The organism is Pedobacter sp. HMWF019 (genome assembly GCF_003061025.1).
Lineage (GTDB): Bacteria > Bacteroidota > Bacteroidia > Sphingobacteriales > Sphingobacteriaceae > Pedobacter.
This window is the reverse complement of sequence record NZ_QAIL01000011.1, coordinates 1-4,232: the sequence shown is the minus strand read 5'-3', so window position 1 is coordinate 4,232 and position 4,232 is coordinate 1. Positions and strand designations below refer to the sequence as shown.

Here is a 4,232-nt window from a genome sequence, read left to right as displayed (position 1 = left end):
AGGCAGCACTGTAGATAAGATTTTTCATTGGTTACTTTTCAATAAGGAAACAAAACACATTCAACATCTTACTTTCAGATCCTTAGATTCTTCTTCTGTATTGGAAGAACGCTTCTTTGTAGAAGGCTTCTTAAAATTCAGTGAGACAGAAGGCACCTATATTCAAAAATTCAATTCAGGCCAGTTTAAGGTTAAGAACAGAAGTACTGAACCAGTGCCGGAAGTCATTTGCGAGGCTATTCAGCTTTATTTTGATCCAGCTTAAATGAGCTAAAAAATCACCTGCTTTTTCAAAAGATTTTCCTTTTTAGCTTAAAAAATATTAAATTAGATGTGTATACATCTAATTTAATATTATCCTATGGAAACAAATTTCAACGTAACTCCAACAACTGAAGACGGGAAAACCGTTGCCATTGTGAGTTACATCACCCTGATTGGCTGGTTAATTGCCTATTTTGCCATGCACAAAGACAAGAAAACGGAATTGGGAAGCTATCACTTAAGACAAACACTATTGCTTTATCTGATTGGCATTGGGGTTAATATATTATCCCGGATACTGTTAACAGTTACTTTATCAGGTACTGTTTGGATGCTGTTCAATCTGATCTACCTTGTGCTTTTTGTACTGTGGATCATTGGCCTTATTGGCGCCATCAATGGACAGAAAAAGCCGATTCCTTTGATCGGAGATAAAGCTCAAAGCATATTCTCTGGAATTTAATCCATTCTTAGAGTATAAATCCCAGCCTGACGGCCGGGATTTTTTTTTAAGCTGAAATCGGGGTTAATTCAATTGTTAAAATTTAATCTATTTACTTACCAAAAACAGGCTCATGAAAAACTTTACTCTTACTCTTCTTCTGATGGCCATAGGGATTACTGGCTATGCACAAGACACAGCACCCAAAGCAGATACCACCAAAAGGTGGACAATTCACGGAGAAAACACCTTTCTGATCAATCAAAGTTCTTTTTCCAACTGGTCTGCCGGTGGTGTGAATTCCGTTGCCGGAAACATTATTTTTAATTATGATTTTAATTACAAGAAAGACAAATGGAGCTGGGACAACAAAGCCATTCTCGGTTATGGTTTAAGTAAACAGCAGGGAATTGGTACGCGTAAAAATGATGACCGTATTATTTTAAACAGCTTACTGGGCTATAAGGCCGCACAATACTGGTTGTACACTTTTTATGCAAATTTCCAGACACAGTTTTCAAAGGGCTACCAGTATACTGGCAATACAAAAACTATAATTTCTGATTTCCTCGCCCCAGCCTATCTAACCTTCGGACCTGGTTTTGCCTATAAAAAATCAGACAATTTCAGGATCAATATTTCACCTTTTGCTTCCCGCCTCATTATTGTGAGAGACACTGCACTTGCTACATCATATGGAGTAGACGAAGGAAAAAAAATACGCTATGAATTTGGTGCATCATTGGATGCTTATTACAAAATAAACCTCATGGAGAATATAGGCTTTGAGAACATTCTGAAACTCTATTCAAATTACCTCGATAAACCAGGCAATATTTACACAGATTATACCGCGAACCTATTTATGAAGGTAAACAAATTTGTTACGGTAAATGCGGGAGTACAACTGATCTACGATGACAAGACCAAGATTCAGGAGTTCAATCCAGATGGGACTCCCGGTGGCACAAAAAGAGCTTTACAGGTAAAACAGATCTTTGGTGCAGGCTTAACTTATAAGTTTTAGTCCGATAATCAATAAGGGAGGCTATGACCTCCCTTATTGATTAAATCATGATATGCTCAGGTTTTTAATGTTTTTTGTTTATTCTGCAGCATAATCAATGCCTTTTCTGCCCGGATTTTTCTCGTTGCTTCCTGCTTAGCAGATCCTACCCAATCACAGTATCCTTGCTTATAAGATTTGGATAAACCTTCAAAAAATGTTTTAGCTTCCGCATCCCGATCTATCAACAACAGCAATTCTTCAGGTGTACCCTCAATATGTTCTCCTTTTTTCAGCATAATTTTGATTTAGTATCCAAAAATAGATTTTCTTTACATTAAAACCATTTATTCTGTTATCCCTTTCCAGGTATCGGTCCTAAACGGAGATGCAGGTAAGCCAGCCCCACTATACAAATTACAATCCGGATTATTTTCCCAGGCATAACGAACAGCAACAGGTTGTTTCACAAGATCGCTACTCACCACGACTGTATTTCCTTCAATGACAGCCTTTGCCCGGTAAAACTTCTGATCAGCCCCGGCAATAACAAATCCTTTCAGCACTGTTCCATCCTGCACTTTCAAACCAGCATCAGCATGCACAAAGGAAATTCTGACCTTATCCCCTTCCACCTTAAAAGATTGCATCTGCGGTCCAGAATAACTGATTTTCTTTTGGTAATTCCTGGCCAGAGCAATCAGCGCCAGACGGCGTCCAACCTCCTGCTTATTTTTCGGATGTATATCCTTTGCATCACCGATATCTATTGCAACAGCCATTCCTGTATTGGGTAAAGACAATGTTTTGAGTTGCGCATCTCTAAGTTCTGCCCATTTAGATGGTACTGGTTCTTCTTCCCTTTTCATAAAACTCGCCAGCTGGACGAAATAAAACGGAAAATCGCCTTCATTCCACTTTGATCTCCAGTCTTTGATTAGAGAAGGAAAAAGAGACTCGTACTGATGAGCACGATCTGCGTTACTTTCTCCCTGATACCAGATCACCCCACGAATAGAAAAAGGTAAAAAAGGATGGATCATAGCGTTGTAGAGTACCGAAGGACGATTTGGTCCAGTCTGTGATGCCGGCATAGGTGGAGCATCTTTTAAATTAAGCCCAACACGATATTTCCAGGAGCCGGAAAGGCCTACTTTCTTTCCATCCGGACCCGTAAACTGAAGGTCTTTTTCTTCTCCATACATTCCACCTCCACCACCACTATCAAACACCCTCACTGTAATCGTATTTTCACCAGCTTTGACCAAATTCCCCGGAATAGTATAGATCCTCGGTTGATTATACCCCTGCGTTCTTCCAATCTCCGATCCATTGAACCAGGAGATTTCATCATCATCAACTGGCCCGATATTTACTTTCAAAGATTTACCAGCCCAGTTTTCCGGAAGCGTGATTTTTCGGCTTAACCAGACAGCACCGTCCATATCTTTTAATTCATTCTCCCACAAACCAGGAACTTTAAGCTCTGCCCAAGAAGAAACATCTGCGTCTTCGGCACTCCAAATAGGTTTTTGGTCATGATAACCCAAATCTTTATCCAGAACTATCTTTTGCCAGTTCAGCAATTTATCAGCATAATTTTTGTCTTCACCAGGAGTTCTTTCAATTTCTTCCACAGCCGCTGCAAAAGCAGGTATTCTTTTTAATGAAGAACTGCTCATCCATGCTTCAGCAATGGTACCACCCCAGGAAGTATGAAGCAACCCAATTGGTATTTTTGTTTTTTGGTAAATTTCCCTTGCAAAAAAATAAGCCGTTGAAGAAAACTCCGCCACTGTAGCCGGGCTACATGCGGTCCATCCTCCATTGGTCACGGTGGCATCATCCTTTACCTGGTTTGCAGTGATGTGTTCAACCTGCAACAAGCGTATAGACGGATAATTGGCCTGGGCTATCTCCTGTGCGTAATTTTGCACCTTACCCCAACCTGCCAGTGGCATTTCCATATTGGATTGCCCTGAGCAAACCCATACATCCCCTATAAGTATATTTTTTAAAACAACAGGTTCCCCGTCAGAAATCCGCAAGGTATATGGGCCTCCGTAAGATGGCGTTAGCACCTTTATTTTCCAGTTTCCATTAGCATCTGCAATACCAGTATATCTTTCCAGATTCCAGCTTGGTATAACCGTTATTTTAGCACCAGCTTTTGCTTTCCCCCAGATTGCCGCATTAGTTTTTTGCTGAAGTACAATATTGTAACTAAACACTGAGGGGAGCACAACTATAAACTCAATAAAAGTGGAAAATAGTAATGGTGCAATGGCTAAAGTGAGTTTAAAGAAGCAGGTTCGAGATGCTTTTTTTAAGTTCATAAGGATTTGGTTTTCATTTAAGAAGTTCAAGTTAAAAATAAAGTTACAAATTAGATGGTGGTTCAGTTATAAAAGAATTATTTCTAATCTTTACATTTGCCTCTATGATGAGAAGAAGTATAAAACAATGTCAATTAATGCTTTGCCTGGCCGGATGCCTTGCCGCATGTTCCAAAAGTAACAA

General features: G+C 39.7%; 5 protein-coding genes. 3 read left to right on the top strand and 2 right to left on the bottom strand.

Annotation, left to right across the window (positions count from 1 at the left end; all coding sequences use genetic code 11):
- From DBR11_RS29455 to DBR11_RS00495, 3 genes are all read left to right on the top strand, one after another.
- The coding region (locus tag DBR11_RS29455; protein ID WP_158275176.1) for a hypothetical protein at positions 1–265 on the top strand (265 nt) is incomplete at its 5' end.
- Between the two features lie 96 nt (positions 266–361).
- Complete coding sequence (locus tag DBR11_RS00500; protein WP_108549651.1) at positions 362–727, top strand: DUF4870 domain-containing protein; 366 nt, start codon at positions 362–364, stop codon at positions 725–727.
- A 112-nt stretch (positions 728–839) separates the two neighbouring features.
- Positions 840–1,733, top strand: a complete 894-nt coding sequence (locus DBR11_RS00495) for a DUF3078 domain-containing protein (protein WP_108549650.1) — start codon at positions 840–842, stop codon at positions 1,731–1,733.
- Positions 1,734–1,789: 56 nt separating this feature from the next.
- Here the strand turns inward: DBR11_RS00495 and DBR11_RS00490 are convergent, their stop codons facing one another.
- Both DBR11_RS00490 and DBR11_RS00485 read right to left on the bottom strand, forming a co-directional pair.
- Positions 1,790–2,011 (bottom strand): YdeI/OmpD-associated family protein, encoded by a 222-nt coding sequence (locus DBR11_RS00490; protein ID WP_108549649.1) that lies wholly within the window; start codon positions 2,009–2,011, stop codon positions 1,790–1,792.
- Between the two features lie 48 nt (positions 2,012–2,059).
- On the bottom strand, positions 2,060–4,048 hold the full coding sequence (locus DBR11_RS00485) for a sialate O-acetylesterase (protein ID WP_108549648.1): 1,989 nt from the start codon (positions 4,046–4,048) through the stop codon (positions 2,060–2,062).
- Between the last annotated feature and the right edge of the window lie 184 nt (positions 4,049–4,232).